Raw genomic sequence first — 23,530 nt, 5'->3', positions numbered from 1 at the left:
CCGCCGCTCAGGCGGCCTCGGCGTGCAGCGGCCAGCCGCCGTCGACGACCGCGCCCCGCTCCCCCTTGCGCCGCAGGTACGCCTGGAAGTCGGCGGCCCGCTCGGCGGCCCAGGCGATCTGCCGCTCGTGGAGCGCGGCCGGGCCGAGGGCGGCGACCTTGGGGTGGCGCAGGGCTATCGCCCGGGCCAGCCGGGCCGCCGCCAGGGCGTCCGCCGAGGCGTCGTGGGCGTCCTCCAGCTCCACGCCGTACTCCGAGCAGACCGCCGAGAGGCGGCGGCTCCCCTTGCGGTACCGGTCGACGGCGCGGTCCACGGTCAGCGGGTCGATCACCGGCCCGACGGGCGCGCCGCCGAGCCGCTCGGCGAGCGAGGGGAGCCGGTGGCGGCGGAGTTCGGCGGCGAGCAGGGTGAGGTCGAACGGGGCGTTGTAGGCGACGACGGGGACGCCCGCGCGCCAGTACCCGGCGAGCGCGTCGGCGACCGCGTCGGCGACCTGGTCGGGCGGGCTGCCCTCGGCGGCGGCCCGGGCGTCGGTGATGCCGTGGACGGCGGTGGCCCCGGCCGGGATGGGTATGCCGGGGTCGGCGAGCCAGGTGCGGTGGCCCCGGCGCTCCCCGTCCGCCACCTCGATGACGGCGGCCGTGACGATCCGCGCCTCCCGCGGGTCGGTGCCCGTCGTCTCCAGGTCGAACCCGATCAGCAGCTCCCGGTGCCAGCCCATGGCCGCCCCTCCTTCTTGTGCGTTCCCCCAGTGGTGCCCCACCTTCGCACGCACCACCGACAGCGCCGCTTCGTCCACCTCGCCGTGCCTGCCACCTGCCCTGCGGCGCACCGGGGCGCACCCGGCGTGCCGCAGGGCGGCGGACCGCGTCAGGAGACGGGCCGCGAGTCGGCCCAGGCCAGCTCGAACTCCTCCCGGTAGGTCTCGAACAGCCCGTTCTCGCCCGGCCCTTCCCCGCGCACCACGCGTCCGCCGCCGCGCAGCACGAGGACCGGGGCTTCCATGCCCCGGGTGCGCCGCAGGTAGGACTGGACGACGGCGACCCCGTCGGCGCCGTCCCCGTCGACCAGGTAGGCGGTGAAACGGGGCGTCTCGTCGTACACCTGGATCTCGAAGGCGCCCGGGTCGCGCAGGCGGGCTCGGACCCTGCGCATGTGGAGGATGTTCATCTCCACCGAGCGGCTCAGCTCGCCGCGCTTGAGGCCCAGCTCTCGCTCGCGGCGCTTGACGGCGCTGGAGGCCGGGTTGAGGAAGAGGAGCCGGACGCGGCTGCCCTCCTCGGCCAGGCGGACCAGGCGGCGCCCGGAGAAGTTCTGCACGAGCAGGTTGAGCCCTATCCCGATGGCGTCCAGGCGCCGGGCCCCGCCGAACAGGTCCTCGGCGGGGAACTGCCGCAGCAGCCGCACCCGGTCCGGGTGGACGCCGACCACGTCCGCGTACCGGTCGCCGACCAGGTCCTCGACGGCGTCGACGCGCAGCCGCCGCGCCGAGGGCACGTCGGAGCCGGCGCCGAGCATCTCCAGCAGGACCGCCGAGGCCCGTTCGGCCTGCGAGAGGACGGCCTGCGACAGGGCCCGGTTGCGGGAGACGACGTTGCGGGTGACCTCCAGCTCGTCGAGGGCCAGCTCGACGGCGCGCCGGTCGTCGAAGTACGGCTCGAAACAGGGCCAGTGCTGCACCATCAGCTCGCGCAGCTGCGGCAGGGTGAGGAAGCTCAGCACGTTGTCGTCGGCCGGGTCGAGCAGGTAGCCCTTGCGGCGGCTGACCTCGCGCACGGCGACGGCCCGCTGCACCCACTCCTGCCCGGCGGGTCCGGCGGCGGCGACCACCCACTCCTCGCCGTGCACCGGCTCGTAGACCGGGCGCAGCACGGCGGCGACCACGGCGCGCAGCCGCTGCTCGACCAGATTGAGCCAGATGTAGGCGCGCCCGGCGCGCTGGGCGCGGGTACGGACCTCGCTCCAGGCGTCGGCGCCCCAGTCCAGCTCGGGGCCTATCTGGGCGCCGGTCTCCACCGGCCGCGCCAGGGACACCGCTCCGGACGGGACCTCCCCGGAGCCCCCCTCGTGACCTGGGTCACCAGGGGGCAGCTCCAGCCCTCCCGAGCTCACCCGCGTACCGCCTTCCGCTCCCCGGAGGCCCCCGGCACTCCCCTGTCCAACGATCAAGGAAGGGTACTCCGGGTGTGGCGGGTGTGCAGCCCGATGCCCGGGGTCCTCTCCCAACTCGACGAGCCGTCAAGGCCGTTGCCGGAAGCCTAATGGACCCCCGGGGTCCCGTCGGCCGCGGTCACCCGGGTGGACCGGCCGAAGTCCTAGGTACTGCCCCCACTTTCCGGGAGACTCGGCCCGAAGCGGTCCCACTGTTCCGGGCTTGCCCCGGGCCTCAGATGGAAGAGTCGAGCCATGCAGGTCTGGCCTGGACAGGCGTATCCCCTCGGTGCCTCCTACGACGGCGCCGGCACGAACTTCGCGGTCTTCTCGGAGGCGGCGGACCGGATCGAACTGGTGCTGCTGCACGACGACGGCTCCGAGACGGCGGTCGAGCTGCGGGAGACCGACGCGTTCGTACGCCACGCGTACCTGCCCGGCGTCATGCCCGGCCAGCGATACGGCTTCCGCGTGCACGGCCCCTACGCCCCCGAGCGCGGCCAGCGCTGCAACAGCGCGAAGCTCCTCCTCGACCCCTACGCCCGCGCGGTCAGCGGCAAGATCACCTGGGGCGAGGAGGTGTACGGCTACCACTTCGGCTCCCCGGAGAAGCGCAACGACCTCGACTCGGCGCCGCACACCATGTCGTCGGTGGTGGTCAACCCGTACTTCGACTGGGGCGACGACCGGCGCCCGCGCACGGACTACCACCGCACGGTGATCTACGAGGCGCACGTGAAGGGGCTGACGATGCTCCACCCGGCCCTGCCGGAGGAGCTGCGCGGCACCTACGCGGCCCTCGCGCACCCGGCCATCCTGGAGCACCTGACCGAGCTGGGCATCACCACGCTGGAGCTGATGCCGGTCCACCAGTTCGTCAACGACCACCGCCTCGCCGACGCGGGCCTCGCCAACTACTGGGGCTACAACACCATCGGCTTCTTCGCCCCGCACAACGCCTACGCCTCCTGGGGCGACAGGGGCCAGCAGGTGCTGGAGTTCAAGTCGGCGGTGCGCGCCCTGCACCAGGCGGGCATCGAGGTCATCCTCGACGTGGTCTACAACCACACCGCCGAAGGCAACCACCTGGGCCCGACCCTCTCCTTCCGGGGGCTGGACAACGCCTCGTACTACCGTCTGAGCGGCGACGACCCCCGCTACTACATGGACACCACGGGCACCGGGAACTCGCTGCTCATGCGGTCCCCGCACGTCCTCCAGCTGATCATGGACTCGCTGCGGTACTGGGTGACGGACATGCACGTGGACGGGTTCCGCTTCGACCTGGCGGCGACCCTGGCCCGGCAGTTCCACGAGGTGGACCGGCTGTCGTCCTTCTTCGACCTGGTGCAGCAGGACCCGGTGGTCAGCCAGGTCAAGCTGATCGCGGAGCCGTGGGACGTGGGCGAGGGCGGCTACCAGGTGGGGAACTTCCCGCCGCTGTGGACCGAGTGGAACGGCAAGTACCGCGACACGGTGCGCGACATGTGGCGCGGCGAGCCCCGCACGCTGGCGGAGTTCGCCTCCCGGCTCACCGGCTCCTCCGACCTGTACCAGGACGACGGGCGCCGGCCGCTGGCCTCCATCAACTTCGTCACCTGCCACGACGGCTTCACCCTGCACGACCTGACGGCGTACAACGACAAGCACAACGACGCCAACGGCGAGGGCAACCGGGACGGCGAGAGCCACAACCGGTCGTGGAACTGCGGGGCCGAGGGCGCCACCGAGGACCAGAAGGTTCTGGAGCTGCGCCGGCGGCAGATGCGCAACTTCATCGCCACCCTGATGCTGTCGCAGGGCGTGCCGATGCTCAGCCACGGCGACGAGTTCACCCGCACCCAGCGCGGCAACAACAACGCCTACTGCCAGGACAGCGAGGTGTCCTGGGTGCACTGGCCCGAGCAGGCCGACGGCCGGGCGACGTCGCAGGAGCCGAAGGACGGGCAGTCGCTCCTGGACTTCACCCGGACGATGGTGTGGCTCCGCCGCGACCACCCGGTCTTCCGGCGCCGCCGCTTCTTCCACGGACGCCCGGTGCGGGGCACCCACGACGGCCTCTCCGACATCGCCTGGTTCACGCCCGAGGGCGAGGAGATGACCCAGCGGGACTGGGACTCGGCGCAGGCCAGGGCGCTCACCGTGTTCCTCAACGGCAACGCCATCTCGGAGCCGGGCCCGCGCGGCGAGTCGACCCACGACGACTCGTTCCTGCTGATGTTCAACGCCTCGCCCGAGCCGCTGGAGTTCCTCGTCCCCACCGGGCTGGGCCAGGAGTGGCAGGCCGTGGTGGAGACCGCCGCGCCGGAGGGGGCCCGGCCGGGTGACGGCCCGAAGGTGCGGGCGGGGCAGCGGCTGGCCCTGCCCGACCGCAGCCTGACCGTGCTCCAGCGGCCGGCCTGACCTCTGAACGGCGCCCGCCCCGGGCCGGGCGCCGTCACCCCGGCGCGCCACGCGATGACAACAACGGCCGCGCGGCGGGTACGTACTCCTCCATGACGCCCGCCTCCCCGGTGCCGCCCGCGCCGCCCACCGCCACGTACCGGATTCAGCTCCACCCCGGCCACCCCTTCGCCGCCGCCGAGGCCGACGTGCCGGCCCTCGCCGCGCTCGGTGTCTCCCATCTCCACCTCTCTCCCGTCCTGGAGGCGGTGCCCGGCTCCTCCCACGGGTACGACGTCACCGACCCGACCCGCGTCCGCGCGGAGCTGGGCGGGGAGGCGGGGCTGCGCTCCCTCTCCCGCGCCGCCCGCGACCGGGGCATGGGCCTGGTCGTCGACGTCGTCCCCAACCACATGGCCGCCGACCCGGTCCACAACCGGGCCCTGCGCACGGTGCTGCGGGACGGGCCGCACTCGCCGTACGCGGCCTGGTTCGACATCGACTGGGCGAGGGGCGGCGGGCAGCTGCTGCTGCCGGTGCTCGGCCAACGCACGGGCGAGGCCGTGGCGGGGATGCGCGTCGAGGACGGCGAGCTGCTCCTGCCCGGCGGGCCGGCCCTGCCACTGCGCGCGGGCACCGAGCGACTGCCGCTGCCGGAGCTGCTCGACGCCCAGTGGTACCGGCCGGTGTGGTGGCGGCTGGCCCGCACCGAGCTGAACTACCGGCGCTTCTTCACCGTCAACGACCTGATCGCGGTCCGCGTGGAGGACCCGGCCGTCTTCGAGGCCACCCACGCCACCCTCCTCGCCCTGCTCGACGAGGGCGTCGTGCACGGACTGCGCGTCGACCACCCCGACGGCCTCACCGACCCGGGCGGCTACCTGGCCCGGCTGCGCGAGCGCGCCGGCGGACGGTGGACGGTGGTCGAGAAGATCCTCGCCGACGGCGAACCGCTGCCACCCGCCTGGCCGGTGGCCGGCACCACGGGCTACGACGCGCTCCGCCACGTCGACGCGGTCCTCACCGACCCCGAGGGCGCCCGCACCCTGGTGGAGCAGTACCGCGCCTTCGCCGACCCGGAGCCCGAGGAGGGCGGCGAGTGGCAGGCCACCGCGCGCCGCGCCGCCCGCGAGGTCGCCGGACACGACCTCGCCGCCGAGGTGGAGGCCCTGGTGCGCACCGCCTCCCGGGTCTGCGCCGCCGACCTCGGCCTGCGCGACCACGCCCCGTGGGCCCTGCGCGCCGCCGTCCGCGAACTCCTCGTCCGGGTGCCCGTCTACCGCCCCTACCCGGAGCAGTCCCCCGCCGAGACGGCCGCCGTCCTCACCGAGCGGGCCGCCCGGGAGGCCCGCGCCGCCTTCGACGTGCCGGAGGAGGCGCACGCCGTGGACGTCGTCCGGGGCCTGGCCGCGGGCACCCTGACCGGCCTGACCGACACGGCGGGCACGGCCGCCTTCCGGGCCCGCTTCGCCCAGGTCGCCTCCGCCCTGCACGCCAAGGCCGTCGAGGACCGGGCGTTCTACCGGTACGTCCCCCTCCTCTCCGCCTGCGAGGTCGGCGGCGACCCGGGCACCCCGGCCCTGCCCCCGGAGGCGTTCCACGCGTTCTGCGCGCGGCTCCAGCGGGACTGGCCCGCGACCGGCACGGTGCTCTCCACCCACGACACCAAGCGCAGCGCCGACGCCCGTGCCCGGATCGCGGTGCTCGCCGAGTTCCCGCGCCTGTGGGGCGAGTTCCTGACCGGCGCCGTCCAGCACGCGGGCAAGGACGCGGCGGCCGCCGTCGGGCTGCCCTTCACCTGGGCCGCCTGGCAGACCGCCTGCGCCCTGCTGCCCGAGGACGGCGCCCCGCCCTCCGAGCGCGCGGGCCAGTACGCCGACCGGCTCGTCGGCGCCCTCCTCAAGCACGCGCGCGAGGCGGGCCTGCACACCACCTGGACCGAACAGGACCCGGCGTACGAGGAGGCCGTGGAGCGGTACGTCCGCGGGGGACTGACCGGCGCCGCCGCCGACCGGCTCCCCGCCCTCGCCGAACGCCTCGCCCCCTCCGTCCGCGCCCGTGTCCTGGGGGCCGCCCTGCTCCACCTGACGATGCCCGGGGTCCCCGACGTCTACCAGGGCACCGAACACGACCGCCGCACCCTCATGGACCCCGACAACCGCCGCGCCGTCCCCTCCCCGGGCGGGGCGCTGCGGGCACGGGGCACCGCAGGCCCTCCCACCGGCCTGGACGAGGAGAAGCTGGCTCTCACCGCCACCGCGCTGCGCCTGCGCCGGCACCGCCCCGCCCTCTTCGGCGCCGCCTCGGGCTACCACCCGCTCGCCGCCCGGGGCCCCGCCGCCGCCCACTGCCTCGCCTTCGGCCGGGGGCCCGGCGGGACCCCGGCGCTGCTCACCGTGGTGACCCGCCTGCCCGGCGCCCTGCACCGGACGGGCGGCTGGCGGGACACCGCCCTCCCGCTGCCTCCCGGGCGCTACGTCGACCTGCTGACCGGCACCCGCTCCGACCCCCGCGAAGGTGAGGTCGCGCTCGCCGCCCTCCTCGCCGACCGCCCCGTGGCCCTGCTCCAGCGCGAGGGGGAATGACAGCGCCGGCTGCGTACACGTGGGGCCGTACGCCGGAGTGCGCCGTATCGCACCTGGCGTAGTTGCGCGCCGGACGGCGCGTTCCCCTCCCCCGCACGCCCCGGCGCGGCGGATCGTACGGTGCATGCCCGACGGCCGCGCCCGCGCAAGCCGTCGGCGGCGATCCACAGGGGGGTGGGCCCGTATGTCCCCGCACGAGCACGCGGTCTCCACCGTCGCACCGGACGACCGGGACGCGGCGGCCGAGCGCTTCCCGGTGCCGTCGGAACTGGTGCGCGCCGCCACCGCACTGGTACGCCGCCATCCCCGGCTCTGCGCCCTGCGCCGGATCGGGGCCTCCCGCGCCGGTCGCCCGCTGCACCTGCTCTCCGTCGGCCACGCCGACGCGGCCGTCCTGGTCGTCGCGGGGGCGCACGCCAACGAGCCGGCGGGCGGACCGGCCGTGCGCCGCCTGGCCGAACGCGTCGCGGCCGATCCCGCCCTACGGGCCCGCACCTCCTGGCACTTCCTGCTCTGCGCCGACCCCGACGGGGCGCGCCTGCACCGGATGCACACCCCCGTCTCGCTCCTGGAGTACCACCGGCGCTTCTACCGTCCGCGCGGCGCCGAACAGCCCGAGTGGTCCCCCAGTTACGTCCCGCCGCACCGCCTGCCGCCCGAGACCCGCGCCCTCACCGGTGCCCTGGACGAGCTGCGCCCCTACCTCCAGGTCTCCCTGCACGGCACCGACCTCGGCGGCAGCTGGGTGCAGGTGACCCGCGACATCCCCGGCCTCGCCGAGCCCTTCGCCAAGTCCGCCGCCGAACTGCGCATCCCGGTCGAGGCGGGCCCCTCGGACGCGGTGGGCTGGCCCGTCTCGGGCCCCGGTGTCCACGTCATGCCCGAACCGGGCACGGTCACCCCGTTCCCCAGCGTCCCCGAGGACGTCCGCCACAGCACCTGGCACCACATCCACCGCTACGGGGGCCGCACGGCCGTGGTCGAGGTCCCCCTGTGGGCGAGCGAGCGCGTCACCGACCTCTCCCGCCACCCGGACCCCGCCGCCGCACTGCGCGCCAGCGCCCACCGCCTGCGCACCCACACCAGCGCCGTCACCCGCGTCCTCACCACCGCCCTGCCCCACCTGCCCGACCCGCCGGGCCCTCTGACCCGTTCGGCCCGCTGGATTCTCGACCTCTCCCCCGCCCTGGCCGACGACTGGGAGCGCCTCCCCTCACCAGGCGCCACCGCCGCCTACGTCTCCGGCATCGAAGCCTTCGGCCGCCGCCTCCCCCTCCGCGCCGCCGGCATGCTCCTGCGCGAACTGGCCCGCCACCACCCCCCGTCGGCCACCACCCTGGATTCCCTCGTCACCCACTGGTCCCACGACTTCACCACCCGCTTCGCCCCCCGCTGGGTCCCTCTGGAAGCCCAGACAGAACACCAGACCAGAACCACCCTCGCAGCAGCCACCCACACGCCCCACTGAACCCGGGCGACCCACCGCAGCCCATCCGCGTCCCGACGGGCGCCCCTCCAAGCCCGATGGGCGCGCCCCGCCAGCCCGGCCGGCGCCTCCAAGCCCGGCCGGCGTTCGAGGCCACCGGCCCCGGCCGTCACCTGAGGCCGGTTCAGGAGACCGCCACGCGATACACCATCGACCCGAAACTCACGTGATCCCCGTCCCGCACCACGGCGAAGCCGACGACCCGGCGCCCGTTCACGGACGTCCCGTTGGTGGACGCCAGATCCCGCAGCACCCACACACCCCCCTCGAAGCTGAGCTCCGCGTGATAGCGCGACACCGTGTCATGGCTGAGCCGCAGCCCGTTCCCCCGGTCCCGCCCTATCCGCAACGCCCCCCGCAGCTCGGGCCCGGGCAGCAGCAACTTGGGCAGCCGCTCGGCCTGCCAGGCCCGCCGCATCTTGACGGTGAACCCGGAGACGGCCCGTACCGACCCGAACACCACCCGCGAGAGCGCCCCCTCCTGGGGCAGATCCGCCGTCAGTTCGGACAGCTGGGCCGTACTGCGCGCCGCGAGCGCCAGCTCCATCCTCCGGACGAACGTGTCGTGCGAGAGTCTTCCCTCGGCGGCCCCGTCCCGCAGCACCTTCAGTGCCCGGTCCCGCTGCGCGTCGGTGACGCGTGGCGCCGGCTGGGGATGGAACTGCGAGGTGGTCACGGCCTGATTGTCCGCCACGCCGTAACACGCTGTCCAGCGCAGCACCCGTCCCCACCGGCCCGTCAGCGGGCCTCGGCCGGAAACGAATTGATCTCGCCACCCCGTCCTGCCCCCGGTTGTCGGTGGCAGCGTGTTCACTGTCGACAGCGGTGTGTGAGCGCCGCGGAGGGCGCCCCGCGCACGACGGCACGGGGCGGCACCGACCGAGGACGGGCGAGAGACGGATGACCGAGGGGGCCGAGGTGGCACGGTTCGAGGTATGGGCGCCGGACAAGGACGAGGTGGCGCTCGAAGTGGGCGGTCAGCGCCTCCCCATGCAGCGGGACGTCTGCCGCCAGGGCTGGTGGACCGCCCAGGCCCCGGCCGAGGACGGCACCCGGTACGGCTTCTCGGTCGACGGCGGCCCGGTCCTGCCCGATCCCCGCTCCCGCCGCCAGCCCGAGGGGCCGGACGGCCCGAGCGCCGTCGTCGACCACGACGCATACGAGTGGCGCGTCCCGTGGCCGGGCCGCGGCCTGCCGGGCGCGGTCCTCTACGAACTGCACGTCGGCACCTTCACCCGCGAAGGCACCCTCGACGCCGCGGCCGGCCGCCTCGACGCTCTCGCGGCCCTGGGCGTCACCCACGTCGAGCTGATGCCGCTCGCTCCCTTCCCGGGGGTGCACGGCTGGGGGTACGAGGGCGTGTCCCTCTGGGCGGTCCACGAGCCGTACGGCGGCCCGGCGGCCCTGAAGCGCTTCGTCGACGCGGCCCACGAGCACGGCCTCGGCGTCGTCCTCGACGTGGTCCACAACCACCTCGGCCCGTCCGGCAACCATCTCCCCGCCTTCGGCCCGTACTTCACCGGCGCCCACCACACCCCGTGGGGTCCGGCCGTCAACCTCGACGCCCCCGGCTCCGACGAGGTCCGCTCCTTCCTGGTGGAGAGCGCCCTGGCCTGGCTGCGCGACTACCGCCTGGACGGCCTGCGCCTGGACGCCGTGCACGCCCTCTGCGACACCCGGGCGGTGCACTTCCTGGAGGAACTGGCGGACGCCGTCCGCGCCCTCTCGCGCGACCTGGGCCGCCCCCTCTTCCTCATCGCCGAGTCCGACCTCAACGACCCACGCCTGATCACCCCCAGGGACCAGGGCGGCCTCGGCCTCCAGGCCCAGTGGAACGACGACTTCCACCACGCCCTGCACACCGCTCTCACCGGCGAGGCCGCGGGCTACTACGCGGACTTCGCCGAACAGCCCCTGCGCGCCCTGGCCAAGACCCTCACCGGCGGTTTCTTCCACGACGGGACGTACTCCTCCTTCCGCGGCCGCACCCACGGCCGCCCCCTGGACCGCACCCGCGTCTCCGCCCACCGTCTCCTCGGCTACGCCCAGACCCACGACCAGATCGGCAACCGTGCCCAGGGCGACCGCCTCGCCGGCTCCGTCCCGCCCGGCCTGCTGGCGTGCGCGGCCGCTCTGGTCCTCACGGGCCCGTTCACACCGATGCTCTTCATGGGCGAGGAGTGGGGTGCGCGCACTCCCTGGCAGTTCTTCACCGACCACACCGACCCGGAGCTGGCCGAGGCGGTCCGCCAGGGGCGCCGCCGCGAGTTCGCCGCACACGGCTGGGCCGAGGAGGAGATCCCGGACCCGCAGGACCCGGCCACCCGCGACCGCTCCTGCCTCGACTGGTCGGAGCGCGACCGGGAGCCGCACCGGCACCTCCTGGAGTGGCACCGCACCCTGATCGCGCTGCGCCGCGCCCGGCCCGACCTCCTCGACGCCGACCTGGCGGCGGTGCGCGTCGCCTTCGACGAGCAGGCCCGCTGGTTCGCCTTCCGCCGGGGCGACATCCGGGTGGCCCTCAACCTCGGCGCCGGGCCGGCGGCCATCCCCCTCGGTGGCGGCGCCCTGCGCACCCTCGCCGCCTGGGACGACTCGGCCTCCCCGGACACCGACGGCGTCCTCCACCTCGGCCCGCACTCGGCGGTCGTCCTGGGCGAGCGGTGACGGCGCCCCCCGGAACACCGCGTCTGCGGGTGGCCGCCTACGTGGTCCGGCGCCGCCCGGTCCCGGCTCTCCTCGTCTTCGACCACGTCGGCATGGCGGAGGCGGGCACCCAGGTCCCGGCGGGCGGCATCCGTCCCGGCGAGCCGCCGGAGCGCGCGGTGCTGCGGGAGACGGCGGAGGAGACGGGACTGACGGCCACCGTGGTCCGGCGGCTCGGGGTGGAGGAGAAGCCGCACCCGCAGACGGGCCTGCCCCGCCGGACCACCTTCTTCCTCCTCCACGCCCCGGACGACGCGCCGGACACCTGGCTCCACCAGGTCGGGGGCGAGGGAGGCGACGCGGGGCTCACCTTCGCCTGCCGCTTCACCCTCCTCCCGCTGGGCGGACCACTGGCCGACCGTCAGGACGCCTGGCTGGCCGCCGCCGATCCCGCCTGGGCCACCCTCGGCCCGCCGCCCCGCCCCGCGGACCGCTCGTAACCGTTCCGCCGAACTCCGCCCGTGAGAACGCCTGTTCTGCTGGGATGGTACCGGCGCCCCATCGGGTACCCGCCGGTGTCCGGGCCCGACCGGCGCGAAAGGATGCGGACGTATGAGCCTCGCCCAGCTGCACCACACCTCGTCCGGCCCCGGCTTGGCCGCCGTCACCCCCGGGGTCCCGCCCGGCGTCCGGAAGGCGGCGGAACAGCTCTTCGGCTACGTCCCGCCCCGAGGCACACCTCCGCGTCCCACCCCCGCCGAGGTGGACCGGCTGCCCGCCGCGTTCTCCCTCACCGCGGTGGTCGACGGCAGCCTCCTGCTCAGCCACACCACGCCCGTGGCGGCAGGCGGTCCGGCCGGTCTCACCGCCCACACCCACGCGGTCCACCTCCCGCACGGGGCCGCCCTCCCGGACGGCGTACTGCCGGTCTTCTGCTGGGGCGCGCCGCAGTGGGCCCGCACCGCTCCCGAGGGCGGGGTGCCGAAGCCGGTCGCCGCGTTCACCCCGGCCCGCGAGCTGAGCCGGAGTTCCCTCACCCGGTTCGCCGCCTCCCGTGTGCCGTGGCTCGCCACCTTCTTCGCCGAGGTACGCGCCCTGGTCGCCGACGCGTCGAGCCCGCCCCTCGTCCTGGTCGAGCGCGACCCGGTGGCCGTCGCCCGCTGGCTCGCCCTGGCCGCGACCGCCCTCCCGCCGGCCAAGGCCCACCGGCTCACCTTCACCACGTACACCCGCGCCCCAGGTCACGGGCACCGGATATCCGGCATGCTCCCCGAGGACTACGCCGCGCTGGACGATCCCGGCCGCTACCGGGTGCTCGACTGCGCAGCCGCTCCGCCGCCCCCGCGCACCGTCCCGGACGTCTGGGCCCGCCTGTGCGCCCGCGTCTGGCTGGCCGGTGCCCCCGGCCTGTTCAAGGAGACGGCCCACTCCCCCGAGCCGGGCTGCCTGGCGGCCTCGGCGGTACGCACCGGGGTCCAGGTCGACGCCGAGGCCCGCGCGGTCGCCGCCGCCTGGATCACCTCCGCGGGGCCCTCCGTGGGCCAGAGCGACCTCTCCGACTTCGTCACCGCCCTCAGCGCCGCCGCCGACCAGAACGACCCCGTCGAGGCCCCCGCCCTCACCGGCCTGCGCGAGGCCCTCCGCGGCCGACTCCCCGCCGGCCAGCTGGAACCCCTGACGGCCACCGCCCTCACCGCCGCCATCCGCACCGGCATGCCGCGCCTGCCCTTCCTCTACGCCGGAGACCTCGGCCCCGCCCTGCGCGACCGGCTGGCCTCCCGGCTCCGTTCCGACATCCGGAGCGGCCTCACCGACCCCGGCTCACCTCCGCTCGGCCGCCCGCTGGCCCTGCTGCGGATCGCCGAGACCCTGGGCATCGACCACGCCGACCTGCTGCCGGAGCTCACCGCGCGGGCGGCGCGCGCCGTCTTCGCCGACCCGGTGGGGGCGGCGGACATCGACGAGTTCCGGGACAGCCTGGCCGGCAGCCCCGCCGTGCGGAACGCGGTGGTCGACCAGCTCGACGCCCTGGCCGCCGAGGACCCGCTCGCCGGCTCCCGCGTACTGGCCGCGCTGCCCCTGGAGGTGGACCGCTTCACCGCGCCCCACCTGCTGCTCTACTCCCTCCCTGTTCCGCAGGGCGACCGCGTCGCGGCGGTGGAGGGTCTGCTGCGCGCGATCGGCTTGTCGCCCATGACCGCTCCTGAGGCACTGGGCACCGCCACCCGCCGCGTCTGGGCGGAGTCTCCACCCACCGGCGACGAGGCACGGCGCCTGCTGTCCGCCACCGGCTCCGACACCCACCGGACCGCCGGCACCCTGCCGCTCCTGCTGCGCGCTGCGTTCGACGCCCGCCCCGACGACGAGGAGGCCGGCCTTCTCGCGACCGACCTCCTGAACTCCTTCGCTCCCGACCTGACACCGCGCGACCGTGCCGCCCTGGAGCTGCTCCTCTACACCGACCGTCTCGGCACCCCGGCCGAAGGCGCCGAATGGGTACGTCACCTCACCGCGCACGCGTCATCGGCGGCGCCCCTCCCGACCGCCCTGCGGACCCGCGCCGAACGGGCTCTCGCCCAGCGCCTGCTCGCGGGCGACGCTGCCGACATCGCCGAACTGAGCGACCTCGCCCGCTCCGGAGACCCCGCGCTCCTCGCCGCCTACGCCCAGGTGGCGGCCGAGGAGACCACGCTCCAGCGGCTCCGGACCGACCCGGCCTACGCAGCCGCGTGCTTCCGCGACTGGTCGTCCCATCCGGCCGCGACTCCCGAGTGGGACCAGACGCGGCTCTCCCTCCTCACGGCCGTGCTCCGCCCCGTCGTCCGTGCCCTGTCCGCAGAGGCGGTACGCCGGATCGAACACCTCTTGGCGTCCCACCGCAGCACCCTCGCCGAGGAGTTCCGCGCCGCGAACCAAGGCCGCCTGACCCGTCTCGCCCGAGGACTGACCCACCGGGCCCGCCGCCGAGGCACCCAGCCGTAGACCCCACGGTACGAAGGATGGACACAACAGCGAGGCCCCCGGCCTGCGATCGAGAAATCTGACGTCTCCACCGCACTGCCCGGGGGCCTCGTTGATCACCATCCTGCCGCACTCCACCGGCCCGTTCCGCCCACGGAAGGGGCCACCGAACCATCGTCACCCGCGAGAGCGACAGCCACCGAGGGCCCCACCCGCCCCAGCGTGCGATGCCTGCACTGATGTACCGAACACGCCATCCACCAACACCCGGGCCGACACAACCTCACCCCCGCAACCTCGGTACGCCCCCCTCACAACCAGGCGCGAACAGGCCGAAGCCGTACTCGATCAGCCAGCAGCCCGCGCGACGACCCCACGCCCAGGCAGTGAACTCTTCCAGCGTGGCCGCTCAAGAGTGAGTACGGCCTTGGCGATGGACGCCGCCAGGACTTGAGTCGTGCCATTCAGCGCTCGGCGGGTGCGCGAGCCGTGGCGAGAGCACGGTTGGCGGTGTGCTGGGTCAAGGTGAGCTACCGCCGGGCGCCGCTTGAGTCCGAAGGCCATCCAGGGGCCGGCACCCTGGTAGGCCCGGTCGGCCAGGGCGGGCACGCCCTGGCACTCGCAGATGCGGTCATCCGGTGCGTGCGAGCTGCGGTCAGGTCGTGACACCGTCCCGACAGTGTGGGCGAGTCCACAGCACGTTGCCGACCGGGTCGGTGACGACCTGCACATCCACACGGCGGCGGCGATGCTTGGCGGAGTAGTCGGCCCTGCCGTCGCCGGTGCGGTCGCACTCAGCAAGGGTGCCGTCGCGCAGTACGTAGTCAGGACCGTTCTCGCGCAACACCTTGAGCAGGCCCGGCGGCGAGCCGGGCGAGGGTGTCCTGCTTGCGCAGATACACCAGGGCAACCAGCGCACGCTGGTGCGGGGGCAGCTTGCAGCGGCGGCCACCCTCGCGGGTGTCGATGAGCATGGCGGCCCACCCGACCAGGGCGGGAGGCAGGTCGAGTACGGCAGGATATGGGCGAGGCTCCCACGCTGATGAGTTGAGACGTCGAACACCTCTCTCAACGGCACGGGAGCCTCGTGCCGTTGCGGATGCCGGGCTCGTCACCCATCATCCGGTGGCCGCCCTGGAAACGCTCACTACGAGGTCGACCTCGACGCCATAGACGGCGGGGTCGACCATGCGCTCCTCATCCCCGAGCGAAAAACCTGGCGACGTCGTACGGGGCGTCACCCCCACCCCGCCTCGGACCGGCCCGATGAGGCCCGTGCCCTGGTCGTGGCCGTCGAAGAAGACGCGCGCGATCTGAGGGGCGCCCTGCGTGACGCAAGGGTCCACGGCCACAGTGCGGCCTCGGCGACCTGGCGATTGCGGGTGATCAGATCAGCAGCCAGGAGACCGTTCGGCACCAGCAACGCACACGCACGGTCCACTCCCTTGGCCAGTTTGGCGGCGCCCAGCCGGCTCCCACCAGGAAAAGCCCCTGAACGCAAAAATGCCTCGGACCCCGGAAACCTGTTTTCACAAGATTTCCAGGGCCCGAGGCCACAAAGAGTTCGGCGGCGTCCTACTCTCCCACAGGGTCCCCCCTGCAGTACCATCGGCGCTGTGAGGCTTAGCTTCCGGGTTCGGAATGTAACCGGGCGTTTCCCTCACGCTATGACCACCGAAACACTACGAAACACACCAGCAACCATACCCACCCAAACAGGGGGGCCTATGGTTGGTGTTCGTGGTTTCAGAACCAACACAGTGGACGCGAGCAACTGAGGACAAGCCCTCGGCCTATTAGTACCGGTCAACTCCACCCCTTACAGGGCTTCCATATCCGGCCTATCAACCCAGTCGTCTACTGGGAGCCTTACCCTCTCAAGGAGGTGGGAATACTCATCTCGAAGCAGGCTTCCCGCTTAGATGCTTTCAGCGGTTATCCCTCCCGAACGTAGCCAACCAGCCATGCCCTTGGCAGAACAACTGGCACACCAGAGGTTCGTCCGTCCCGGTCCTCTCGTACTAGGGACAGCCCTTCTCAATATTCCTACGCGCACAGCGGATAGGGACCGAACTGTCTCACGACGTTCTAAACCCAGCTCGCGTACCGCTTTAATGGGCGAACAGCCCAACCCTTGGGACCGACTCCAGCCCCAGGATGCGACGAGCCGACATCGAGGTGCCAAACCATCCCGTCGATATGGACTCTTGGGGAAGATCAGCCTGTTATCCCCGGGGTACCTTTTATCCGTTGAGCGACGGCGCTTCCACAAGCCACCGCCGGATCACTAGTCCCGACTTTCGTCCCTGCTCGACCCGTCGGTCTCACAGTCAAGCTCCCTTGTGCACTTACACTCAACACCTGATTACCAACCAGGCTGAGGGAACCTTTGGGCGCCTCCGTTACTCTTTAGGAGGCAACCGCCCCAGTTAAACTACCCATCAGACACTGTCCCTGATCCGGATCACGGACCCAGGTTAGACATCCAGCACGACCAGAGTGGTATTTCAACGACGACTCCACACACACTGGCGTGCATGCTTCACAGTCTCCCACCTATCCTACACAAGCCGAACCGAACACCAATATCAAACTGTAGTAAAGGTCCCGGGGTCTTTCCGTCCTGCTGCGCGAAACGAGCATCTTTACTCGTAATGCAATTTCACCGGGCCTATGGTTGAGACAGTCGAGAAGTCGTTACGCCATTCGTGCAGGTCGGAACTTACCCGACAAGGAATTTCGCTACCTTAGGATGGTTATAGTTACCACCGCCGTTTACTGGCGCTTAAGTTCTCAGCTTCGCCACACCGAAATGTGACTAACCGGTCCCCTTAACGTTCCAGCACCGGGCAGGCGTCAGTCCGTATACATCGCCTTACGGCTTCGCACGGACCTGTGTTTTTAGTAAACAGTCGCTTCTCGCTGGTCTCTGCGGCCACACCCAGCTCACCGAGAAAATCGGATCACCAGACATGGCCCCCCTTCTCCCGAAGTTACGGGGGCATTTTGCCGAGTTCCTTAACCATAGTTCACCCGAACGCCTCGGTATTCTCTACCTGACCACCTGAGTCGGTTTAGGGTACGGGCCGCCATGAAACTCGCTAGAGGCTTTTCTCGACAGCATAGGATCATCCACTTCACCACAATCGGCTCGGCATCAGGTCTCAGACACAAGCCAGGCGGATTTACCTACCTGACGTCCTACACCCTTACCCCGGGACAACCACCGCCCGGGATGGACTACCTTCCTGCGTCACCCCATCACTCACCTACTACCAGCTCGGGTCACCGGCTCCACCACTTTCCATCCCCCGAAGGGTCCGGAACGGCTTCACGGGCTTAGCATCACTGGATTCAATGTTTGACGCTTCACAGCGGGTACCGGAATATCAACCGGTTATCCATCGACTACGCCTGTCGGCCTCGCCTTAGGTCCCGACTTACCCTGGGCAGATCAGCTTGACCCAGGAACCCTTAGTCAATCGGCGCACACGTTTCTCACGTGTGAATCGCTACTCATGCCTGCATTCTCACTCGTGAACCGTCCACAACTCGCTTCCACGGCTGCTTCACCCGGCACACGACGCTCCCCTACCCATCACAGCCTCCGTTGGGAGTATTGCTGCAATGACACGACTTCGGCGGTACGCTTGAGCCCCGCTACATTGTCGGCGCGGAATCACTAGACCAGTGAGCTATTACGCACTCTTTCAAGGGTGGCTGCTTCTAAGCCAACCTCCTGGTTGTCTCTGCGACTCCACATCCTTTCCCACTTAGCGTACGCTTAGGGGCCTTAGTCGATGCTCTGGGCTGTTTCCCTCTCGACCATGGAGCTTATCCCCCACAGTCTCACTGCCGCGCTCTCACTTACCGGCATTCGGAGTTTGGCTAAGGTCAGTAACCCGGTAGGGCCCATCGCCTATCCAGTGCTCTACCTCCGGCAAGAAACACACGACGCTGCACCTAAATGCATTTCGGGGAGAACCAGCTATCACGGAGTTTGATTGGCCTTTCACCCCTAACCACAGGTCATCCCCCAGGTTTTCAACCCTGGTGGGTTCGGTCCTCCACGACCTCTTACAGCCGCTTCAACCTGCCCATGGCTAGATCACTCCGCTTCGGGTCTAGAGCGTGCAACTCAAACGCCCTATTCGGACTCGCTTTCGCTACGGCTTCCCCACACGGGTTAACCTCGCTACACACCGCTAACTCGCAGGCTCATTCTTCAAAAGGCACGCAGTCACGACGCACCGAGAAAACTCGATGCGCGACGCTCCCACGGCTTGTAGGCACACGGTTTCAGGTACTATTTCACTCCGCTCCCGCGGTACTTTTCACCATTCCCTCACGGTACTATCCGCTATCGGTCACCAGGGAATATTTAGGCTTAGCGGGTGGTCCCGCCAGATTCACACGGGATTTCTCGGGCCCCGTGCTACTTGGGTGTCTCTCAAACGAGCCGCTGATGTTTCGACTACGGGGGTCTTACCCTCTACGCCGGACCTTTCGCATGTCCTTCGCCTACATCAACGGTTTCTGACTCGTCCCACGGCCGGCAGACCGTAGAAGAGAGATCCCACAACCCCGCATGCGCAACCCCTGCCGGGTATCACACACATACGGTTTGGCCTCATCCAGTTTCGCTCGCCACTACTCCCGGAATCACGGTTGTTTTCTCTTCCTGCGGGTACTGAGATGTTTCACTTCCCCGCGTTCCCTCCACACTGCCTATGAGTTCAGCAGCGGGTGACAGCCCATGACGACTGCCGGGTTTCCCCATTCGGAAACCCCCGGATCAAAGCCTGGTTGACGACTCCCCGGGGACTATCGTGGCCTCCCACGTCCTTCATCGGTTCCTGGTGCCAAGGCATCCACCGTGCGCCCTTAAAAACTTGGCCACAGATGCTCGCGTCCACTGTGCAGTTCTCAAACAACGACCAACCACCCACCACCCCGAGACATACATCCCGAGTTCACTGGGGCCGGCACCGAAGAAACAGCCACAACATGGCCGCTCCCTCAGACACCCAACAGCGTGCCCGACACCCCAACCCCAAGATCCGTTTTCCACGCCGAAGCAGTACTCACATCTCAAGCAGATTGACAGTGCCGAATAGTCAACGTTCCACCCATGAGCAACCAGCACCAGACATTCGCTGATGAACTGGCCTCTGACCAGGCAAACCTGGTAAGAAGTGCTCCTTAGAAAGGAGGTGATCCAGCCGCACCTTCCGGTACGGCTACCTTGTTACGACTTCGTCCCAATCGCCAGTCCCACCTTCGACAGCTCCCTCCCACAAGGGGTTGGGCCACCGGCTTCGGGTGTTACCGACTTTCGTGACGTGACGGGCGGTGTGTACAAGGCCCGGGAACGTATTCACCGCAGCAATGCTGATCTGCGATTACTAGCGACTCCGACTTCATGGGGTCGAGTTGCAGACCCCAATCCGAACTGAGACCGGCTTTTTGAGATTCGCTCCACCTCACGGTATCGCAGCTCATTGTACCGGCCATTGTAGCACGTGTGCAGCCCAAGACATAAGGGGCATGATGACTTGACGTCGTCCCCACCTTCCTCCGAGTTGACCCCGGCGGTCTCCCGTGAGTCCCCAGCACCACAAGGGCCTGCTGGCAACACGGGACAAGGGTTGCGCTCGTTGCGGGACTTAACCCAACATCTCACGACACGAGCTGACGACAGCCATGCACCACCTGTACACCGACCACAAGGGGGCGCCCATCTCTGGACGTTTCCGGTGTATGTCAAGCCTTGGTAAGGTTCTTCGCGTTGCGTCGAATTAAGCCACATGCTCCGCCGCTTGTGCGGGCCCCCGTCAATTCCTTTGAGTTTTAGCCTTGCGGCCGTACTCCCCAGGCGGGGCACTTAATGCGTTAGCTGCGGCACGGACAACGTGGAATGTTGCCCACACCTAGTGCCCACCGTTTACGGCGTGGACTACCAGGGTATCTAATCCTGTTCGCTCCCCACGCTTTCGCTCCTCAGCGTCAGTATCGGCCCAGAGATCCGCCTTCGCCACCGGTGTTCCTCCTGATATCTGCGCATTTCACCGCTACACCAGGAATTCCGATCTCCCCTACCGAACTCTAGCCTGCCCGTATCGACTGCAGACCCGGGGTTAAGCCCCGGGCTTTCACAACCGACGTGACAAGCCGCCTACGAGCTCTTTACGCCCAATAATTCCGGACAACGCTTGCGCCCTACGTATTACCGCGGCTGCTGGCACGTAGTTAGCCGGCGCTTCTTCTGCAGGTACCGTCACTTTCGCTTCTTCCCTGCTGAAAGAGGTTTACAACCCGAAGGCCGTCATCCCTCACGCGGCGTCGCTGCATCAGGCTTTCGCCCATTGTGCAATATTCCCCACTGCTGCCTCCCGTAGGAGTCTGGGCCGTGTCTCAGTCCCAGTGTGGCCGGTCGCCCTCTCAGGCCGGCTACCCGTCGTCGCCTTGGTGAGCCACTACCTCACCAACAAGCTGATAGGCCGCGGGCTCATCCTGCACCGCCGGAGCTTTACACCGTCCAACATGCGTTGGACGGTCATATCCGGTATTAGACCCCGTTTCCAGGGCTTGTCCCAGAGTGCAGGGCAGATTGCCCACGTGTTACTCACCCGTTCGCCACTAATCCACCCCGAAGGGCTTCATCGTTCGACTTGCATGTGTTAAGCACGCCGCCAGCGTTCGTCCTGAGCCAGGATCAAACTCTCCGTGAATGTGTACCCGACTGCGTCCGGTTAAGGACTGCGGGTGCAACAGACACAAGAGCGGTACGACAAGGAGGAATAGTCCCTGTCGTACACAGCGTCCTCGCTGTTGTATTTCAAAGGAACCTCAACCTGCCAGAAACCTGGCCGGTCGGGGTATCAACATATCTGGCGTTGACTTTTAGCACGCTGTTGAGTTCTCAAGGAACGGACGCTTCCTTTGTACTCACCCTCTCGGGCTTTCCTCCGGGCGCTTCCCTTCGGTATTTCGTGTTCCGACTCTATCAGACTCTTTCGTGTCCGACTTCCTCGGTGCCTTTCCGGTTCCAGCCCCGCGTTTCCGCTTCGCTTTTCCCTTTCCGGCGGTTCCGACTCTATCAGATCCTTTCGGGCCTGATTCCCGGTCAGCGGGATTCGCCTTCGCGGCTGTTTGGGCCGTTCCGACGTCCAGAACCATAGCGGATTCTCTTGATCTCTCACAAACCGGCCGAATGGCTTCGACTGATGTCTCGCAGAGATGACAGAGGGCCTCTGAAAGAAATTCCGGGGCTGCCTGTGGGCACGCCTGAGAAAGGTTCTCCTGGAGGGTTCTGCTGGGGTTTTGGAATGGGCCGCGCTCCACGCGGCCGAGGCGCTCGCCCAACCCGTTGAGGATGGACAGCAGCTCGTTGAACATTACGCATCCCCGGAGGGAGAGTCAAGCGGGCCCGTGCTCCTCCGGAGGAGCACGGGCCCGGGGCACTGTCGGGGAGGAGCGGTCAGCTCTGCTTCGGGGACAGTCGCATGGAGATCGAGTTGATGCAGTAGCGCTGGTCGGTGGGGGTGTCGTACCCCTCGCCGGCGAAGACGTGGCCGAGGTGGGAGCCGCAGTTCGCGCAGCGGACCTCGGTGCGGACCATGCCGTGGGACCGGTCCTCGATCAGCTCGACGGCGTCCGAGTCCTTCGGGTCGTAGAAGCTCGGCCAGCCGCAGTGCGACGCGAACTTGGTGTCGGAGGTGAAGATGTCCGCGCCGCAGGCCCGGCAGGAGTACACGCCCTCCGTCTTCGTGTCGGTGTACTCACCGACGAAAGCAGGCTCGGTGCCCGCCTGGCGGAGCACCTGGTACTCGGCAGGGGTCAGCTCCGCGCGCCACTGCTCGTCCGGCTTCTCGACGTCGTACGCCATGTCGGTCACTTCCTCACTTCGACAGGTGGTCGAGGATGTCGGGCCCGAGTTCCGTCACGTCGCCGGCGCCCATGGTCAGAACAAGGTCGCCGGGCTTGGCCATTCCCGCCAGGACCGAGGCGGCGGCGGAGCGGTCGGCCAGGGCGGTCACGTGGGCACCGGCGGCGCGCGCGGCGTCGATGATCAGGGCGCTGGTGACCCCGGGGATCGGGTCCTCGCGGGCCGGGTAGATGTCGAGGACCACCGAGGCGTCGGCGAGGCCGAGGGCCTGGCCCATCTCCTTGCCCAGTTCCTGGGTGCGGCTGAAGAGGTGCGGCTGGAAGAGGACCAGCAGGCGGGCGTCGGCGGCGACGGCGCCCCGGATGGCCTCCAGGTCGGCCGTCATCTCGCTGGGGTGGTGGGCGTAGGAGTCGATCACCTGGACGCCGGCGGCCTCGCCCTTGAGCTGGAGGCGGCGCTTCACCCCGGTGTAGGCGGCGATGGCGGGGGCCATCTCGGCGGCCGGGATGCCGAGGGCGACGGCGGCGGTGAGGGCGGCTACGGCGTTGAGCGCGTAGTGGCGGCCGGGGACGGAGACGCCGAAGGTCAGCTCGGCGCCGTCGATGCGGACCGTGACCTCGCTGCGCAGGCCCTGCGGGACGATCGACACGACGCGGACGTCGGCGTCGGCGGCCTCGCCGTAGGTGCGGACGGTGACGCCGGGAAGTCCCTTGGCCGCGAGCCGGCGGGTGAGTTCGCGGGCGCCCTCGTGGTCGGCGGAGATGACGAGAGTGCCGCCGGGCACGATCCGGGCCGCGAAGGTCTCGAAGGACTCGTGGATCTCTTCGATCGAGGCGTAGTTGGCGTGGTGGTCCAGCTCGACGTTGAGGACGATGGCGACCTCGGGGGCGTACTTGTGGAAGCTGCGGTCGCTCTCGTCGGCCTCGGCCACGAAGATTTCGCCGGTGCCGTGCAGGGCGTTGGAGCCGGGGGCGTCCAGGTCGCCGCCGATGGCGTACGAGGGGGCGCGGCCCAGCGCGTCCAGGGAGACGGCCAGCATCGAGGTGGTGGTGGTCTTGCCGTGGGTGCCGGCGACGGCGATGGGGCGGGTGCCGTCCATCAGCGCGGCCAGCGCGTCCGAGCGGTGCACGACGGGGATGCCGAGTTCGGCGGCGCGGACCAGCTCGGGGTTGTCCGGGCGGATCGCGGAGGAGATGACGACGGCGGTGGTGTCGTCCGCGAGGTGGCCGGCGGCGTGGCCGAGGTGGACGGTGGCGCCGAGGGCGCGCAGCGCCTCCGCGGTCGCCGAGTCCTTGGCGTCGCTGCCGGCGACGCGGGCGCCGCGCTGGGCGAGGATCTTGGCGATCCCCGACATTCCGGCGCCGCCGATGCCGATGAAGTGCGGTCGGTCCATGGCGGGGGGAAGGCCGGATGCCATCTGTGGTTCTCCCG

Annotated in this window: 11 protein-coding genes, 3 rRNA genes and 1 pseudogene; 6 read left to right on the top strand and 9 right to left on the bottom strand. The window is 70.2% G+C overall.

Annotation, left to right across the window (positions count from 1 at the left end; translation table 11 throughout):
- Window positions 1-7: 7 nt before the first annotated feature.
- Both ACSLIC_RS22425 and ACSLIC_RS22420 read right to left on the bottom strand, forming a co-directional pair.
- Window positions 8-721 carry an exonuclease domain-containing protein gene (locus ACSLIC_RS22425; RefSeq protein ID WP_436739499.1) on the bottom strand — a complete coding sequence of 238 codons (714 nt, stop codon included), beginning with the start codon at window positions 719-721 and terminating at the stop codon, window positions 8-10.
- A 149-nt stretch (window positions 722-870) separates the two neighbouring features.
- A complete protein-coding gene (locus ACSLIC_RS22420; RefSeq protein WP_436739498.1) occupies window positions 871-2,112 on the bottom strand; it encodes an SAV2148 family HEPN domain-containing protein in 1,242 nt (413 codons plus the stop codon).
- A 294-nt stretch (window positions 2,113-2,406) separates the two neighbouring features.
- Between ACSLIC_RS22420 and glgX the strand changes: the two genes are divergently transcribed.
- The 3 genes from glgX to ACSLIC_RS22405 all read left to right on the top strand — a co-directional run bounded on the left by glgX (window position 2,407) and on the right by ACSLIC_RS22405 (window position 8,586).
- Window positions 2,407-4,554 (top strand): glycogen debranching protein GlgX, encoded by a 2,148-nt coding sequence (glgX, locus tag ACSLIC_RS22415; RefSeq protein ID WP_436739497.1) that lies wholly within the window; start codon window positions 2,407-2,409, stop codon window positions 4,552-4,554.
- A gap of 92 nt (window positions 4,555-4,646) precedes the next feature.
- Window positions 4,647-7,118 carry a malto-oligosyltrehalose synthase gene (gene treY, locus ACSLIC_RS22410; protein ID WP_436739496.1) on the top strand — a complete coding sequence of 824 codons (2,472 nt, stop codon included), beginning with the start codon at window positions 4,647-4,649 and terminating at the stop codon, window positions 7,116-7,118.
- A 184-nt stretch (window positions 7,119-7,302) separates the two neighbouring features.
- Complete coding sequence (locus ACSLIC_RS22405) at window positions 7,303-8,586, top strand: M14 family zinc carboxypeptidase (RefSeq protein WP_436739495.1); 1,284 nt, start codon at window positions 7,303-7,305, stop codon at window positions 8,584-8,586.
- Window positions 8,587-8,728: 142 nt separating this feature from the next.
- Here the strand turns inward: ACSLIC_RS22405 and ACSLIC_RS22400 are convergent, their stop codons facing one another.
- Entirely contained in the window at window positions 8,729-9,280 is a 552-nt protein-coding gene (locus ACSLIC_RS22400) for an FHA domain-containing protein (protein WP_436739494.1), read from the bottom strand.
- A 224-nt stretch (window positions 9,281-9,504) separates the two neighbouring features.
- On the opposite strand from ACSLIC_RS22400, the gene treZ reads away from it, so the two are divergent.
- The 3 genes from treZ to ACSLIC_RS22385 all read left to right on the top strand — a co-directional run bounded on the left by treZ (window position 9,505) and on the right by ACSLIC_RS22385 (window position 14,232).
- Window positions 9,505-11,271 (top strand): malto-oligosyltrehalose trehalohydrolase, encoded by a 1,767-nt coding sequence (treZ, locus tag ACSLIC_RS22395; RefSeq protein ID WP_436739493.1) that lies wholly within the window; start codon window positions 9,505-9,507, stop codon window positions 11,269-11,271.
- On the top strand, window positions 11,268-11,750 hold the full coding sequence (locus tag ACSLIC_RS22390; RefSeq protein WP_436739492.1) for an NUDIX hydrolase: 483 nt from the start codon (window positions 11,268-11,270) through the stop codon (window positions 11,748-11,750). Before treZ ends, ACSLIC_RS22390 begins: the two co-directional genes overlap by 4 nt.
- A gap of 112 nt (window positions 11,751-11,862) precedes the next feature.
- The gene (locus ACSLIC_RS22385; protein ID WP_436739491.1) at window positions 11,863-14,232 is read left to right on the top strand and encodes a GTPase-associated protein 1-related protein; all 2,370 of its coding nucleotides are present in this window, start codon (window positions 11,863-11,865) and stop codon (window positions 14,230-14,232) included.
- A gap of 327 nt (window positions 14,233-14,559) precedes the next feature.
- On the opposite strand, the pseudogene ACSLIC_RS22380 reads toward ACSLIC_RS22385, so the two are convergent.
- The 6 genes and pseudogenes from ACSLIC_RS22380 to murC all read right to left on the bottom strand — a co-directional run bounded on the left by ACSLIC_RS22380 (window position 14,560) and on the right by murC (window position 23,516).
- Window positions 14,560-15,185, bottom strand: a pseudogene (locus ACSLIC_RS22380) (transposase family protein).
- 588 nt (window positions 15,186-15,773) lie between these two features.
- A 5S ribosomal RNA gene (gene rrf / locus ACSLIC_RS22375) occupies window positions 15,774-15,890 on the bottom strand.
- A 97-nt stretch (window positions 15,891-15,987) separates the two neighbouring features.
- Window positions 15,988-19,109: ribosomal RNA gene (locus ACSLIC_RS22370) — 23S ribosomal RNA — on the bottom strand.
- A 308-nt stretch (window positions 19,110-19,417) separates the two neighbouring features.
- Window positions 19,418-20,942, bottom strand: a 16S ribosomal RNA gene (locus ACSLIC_RS22365).
- The 16S, 23S and 5S rRNA genes sit together here, the layout of an rRNA operon.
- A 749-nt stretch (window positions 20,943-21,691) precedes the next feature.
- Entirely contained in the window at window positions 21,692-22,099 is a 408-nt protein-coding gene (gene msrB / locus ACSLIC_RS22360; protein WP_436739490.1) for a peptide-methionine (R)-S-oxide reductase MsrB, read from the bottom strand.
- 13 nt (window positions 22,100-22,112) lie between these two features.
- Window positions 22,113-23,516, bottom strand: a complete 1,404-nt coding sequence (gene murC, locus ACSLIC_RS22355) for a UDP-N-acetylmuramate--L-alanine ligase (protein WP_436739489.1) — start codon at window positions 23,514-23,516, stop codon at window positions 22,113-22,115.
- Window positions 23,517-23,530: the final 14 nt, after the last annotated feature.

This window comes from Streptomyces sp. BBFR102, from assembly GCF_051397025.1.
Taxonomy (GTDB): Bacteria; Actinomycetota; Actinomycetes; order Streptomycetales; family Streptomycetaceae; genus Streptomyces.
This window is presented reverse-complemented; position numbering and strand designations above follow the sequence as displayed.

What these genes read in the sequence shown, in the direction of transcription:
- ACSLIC_RS22425 (WP_436739499.1), bottom strand. Translation starts at nt 721, where the DNA reads ATGGGCTGGCACCGGGAGCTGCTGATCGGGTTCGACCTGGAGACGACG.
- glgX (WP_436739497.1), top strand. Translation starts at nt 2,407, where the DNA reads ATGCAGGTCTGGCCTGGACAGGCGTATCCCCTCGGTGCCTCCTACGAC.
- treY (WP_436739496.1), top strand. Translation starts at nt 4,647, where the DNA reads ATGACGCCCGCCTCCCCGGTGCCGCCCGCGCCGCCCACCGCCACGTAC.
- ACSLIC_RS22405 (WP_436739495.1), top strand. Translation starts at nt 7,303, where the DNA reads ATGTCCCCGCACGAGCACGCGGTCTCCACCGTCGCACCGGACGACCGG.
- treZ (WP_436739493.1), top strand. Translation starts at nt 9,505, where the DNA reads ATGACCGAGGGGGCCGAGGTGGCACGGTTCGAGGTATGGGCGCCGGAC.
- ACSLIC_RS22385 (WP_436739491.1), top strand. Translation starts at nt 11,863, where the DNA reads ATGAGCCTCGCCCAGCTGCACCACACCTCGTCCGGCCCCGGCTTGGCC.
- msrB (WP_436739490.1), bottom strand. Translation starts at nt 22,099, where the DNA reads ATGGCGTACGACGTCGAGAAGCCGGACGAGCAGTGGCGCGCGGAGCTG.
- murC (WP_436739489.1), bottom strand. Translation starts at nt 23,516, where the DNA reads ATGGCATCCGGCCTTCCCCCCGCCATGGACCGACCGCACTTCATCGGC.